A 2029-nucleotide genomic window follows, 5' to 3' on the forward strand; every position below is an offset into this window, starting at 1 on the left:
CGGGCGGGATGTCCAACCAGTGGCCGGGGCGGGTGGGGGACTCGGCTCTGGTCGGCTGTGGGGCCTACGCCGACGATCGGGCCGGGGCGGCGGCGGCCACCGGCTGGGGCGAGACCCTGATGCGGGTGGTGATCGCCAAGGCGGCGTGCGATCGGATGGCCTGGGGCCTCCCCGCCGCCGTGGCCGTCGCGGCAGCCATCCGCCTGCTGGTGGAGCGGGTGGGGGGCCACGGCGGGCTCATCGCGCTGGACCGCGAGGGGCGGATCGGGATCGCCCACAACACCCCCCATATGGCGTGGGCCTGGACGGACGGGACCACCATCGCGGCGGGGATCCGCGCGTAAGGGCTCCGGCGCGGGATCGCTACGGCCGGGGGCGCCACCGCCGTTCGACCTCCAGGCTGAGGCGCAGCGCCACGCCGCTGAGGACGCCCGTGAGGTGCGCCGCCAGATACGGGGCGATCTCGACCTCGTTCCCCAGCACCCGGGTTTGGTAGAAATAGGGCGCCCAGGCCAGCACACCGAGATAGATCAGCAGCCGGCTCAGCCACCGCCGGCGGCGCCCGGCCGCCGGGGCTTCCGGCGGAAGCCCTTCCCGTATCGCCGCCCGGGCCCGTAACCGCCATCCGCCCAGCACGCCGGCCAGGTGGGCCGCCAGAAACGGCCAGAAGGGCCAGTCCTCCCCCTGGACCGTGGCCGCCAGAAACGGCGCCCAGGCCAGCACGCCCAGGAGGATCAGCCCGTTCCCGATCCACCGCAGCCCCTCCGGGGGGATCCGCAAACCCATAACAACCTCCGCGTCGAACACGTTTTCACTCATTTTGCCATAATCCAGGATGGGAAGGCGATGGCACGGGTGCGGTTGGACGTCCTGCTGGTCGAGCGGGGCCTGGCGGAGAGCCGGGAGCGGGCCCAACAGTTGATCCGGGCCGGCCGGGTGCGGGTGGGGGACCGGGTGGTGGACAAGCCGGGGGCGATGGTGGACCCGGAGGCCCCGGTGGCCCTCCTCGCCCCTTGGCCCTATGTCAGCCGAGGGGGGTTCAAGCTGGCCGCCGCCCTGGCCCGGTTCCCGGTTCCGGTGCAGGGGGCCGTCTGCGCCGACGTCGGCGCCTCCACCGGCGGCTTCACCGACTGCCTGCTGCAGCACGGGGCCGCCCGCGTCTACGCCATCGATGTGGGCTACGGGCTGCTGGACCTGCGGCTGCGGCGCGATCCGCGGGTGGTCGTGATGGAGCGGACCAACGCCCGCTATCTGACGGCGCTGCCGGAGCCTGTGCACCTGGTGACCATCGACGTGTCCTTCATCTCCGTCCGCCTCATCCTCCCCAATGCCCACCGCTGGCTGGTTCCCGGTGGCCATGCCATCCTCCTCATCAAGCCCCAGTTCGAGGCGGGGCGGTCGGAGGTCCGGCGCGGCGTGGTGCGGGACCGGACGGTCCACGCGCGGGTGCTGCGGGACCTGCTGACCTGGAGCCAGGGGCAGGGGTGGTGGCCCCGGGGCCTGATGCCCTCGCCGCTGCTGGGGCCGGCCGGGAACGTGGAGTTTCTGGCGTGGCTGCAGAAGGGGGAAGGGCCTGCCGACGTGGAGGCGCTCTTGCAGGGGGCCTTCGCGGAGCTGGAGGCCCATCCTCCCTCCCGGATCCCGGCCGAGGACCTTCTTCGGGAGGAAGGGCGATGACGGCATCGCTGCGGGGGCCGGCCGGGTGGCGGTGGGTGGCGCTGGGGGTGCTGTTGGGCGGGCTGATCGGGGGGTTCGGAATGTTGCGCCGCGCGGATCGTCCCCCGACGGCCCGGCCGGCGGAACCTTCTCGGACAGCCACCCCCTCGCCGGCGCCTTCCCCCACTTTGTCTCCCACGCTGACGCTCCGCCCCGAGGAATGGCTGGAGCGGGCCCGCCGGGCCCTCCGCATCGGCGCCTTTGAGGAAGCGGCGGCGGCCTACGCGATAGCCCTGGAAGGGCGCCCGACCCCGAAACAGGCGGAGGAGGCCTGGATCGGCCTGGGGCGGGCGTGGCTGGCCGCCGAGCAGCC

3 protein-coding genes and 1 pseudogene are annotated in these 2029 nt (G+C 73.6%); 3 read left to right on the forward strand and 1 reads right to left on the reverse strand.

From position 1 onward, the window contains the following. Positions 1–344, forward strand: a 344-nt coding sequence (locus tag C4313_RS11635; protein WP_352430010.1) for an isoaspartyl peptidase/L-asparaginase, incomplete at its 5' end; no start/stop codon positions are given. 19 nt (positions 345–363) lie between these two features. Here the strand turns inward: C4313_RS11635 and C4313_RS11640 are convergent. After that, positions 364–786 (reverse strand): hypothetical protein, encoded by a 423-nt coding sequence (locus tag C4313_RS11640; protein ID WP_352430011.1) that lies wholly within the window; start codon positions 784–786, stop codon positions 364–366. Between the two features lie 60 nt (positions 787–846). Here C4313_RS11640 and C4313_RS11645 point away from each other — a divergent pair, with 60 nt between their 5' ends. Continuing rightward, a complete protein-coding gene (locus tag C4313_RS11645) occupies positions 847–1677 on the forward strand; it encodes a TlyA family RNA methyltransferase (protein ID WP_352430012.1) in 831 nt (276 codons plus the stop codon). Next, positions 1674–2029 (forward strand): annotated as a pseudogene (locus tag C4313_RS11650) (hypothetical protein); the annotation flags it as partial. The gene C4313_RS11645 and the pseudogene C4313_RS11650, both read left to right, overlap by 4 nt.

This window comes from Thermoflexus sp. (assembly GCF_040289485.1).
GTDB lineage: Bacteria > Chloroflexota > Anaerolineae > Thermoflexales > Thermoflexaceae > Thermoflexus.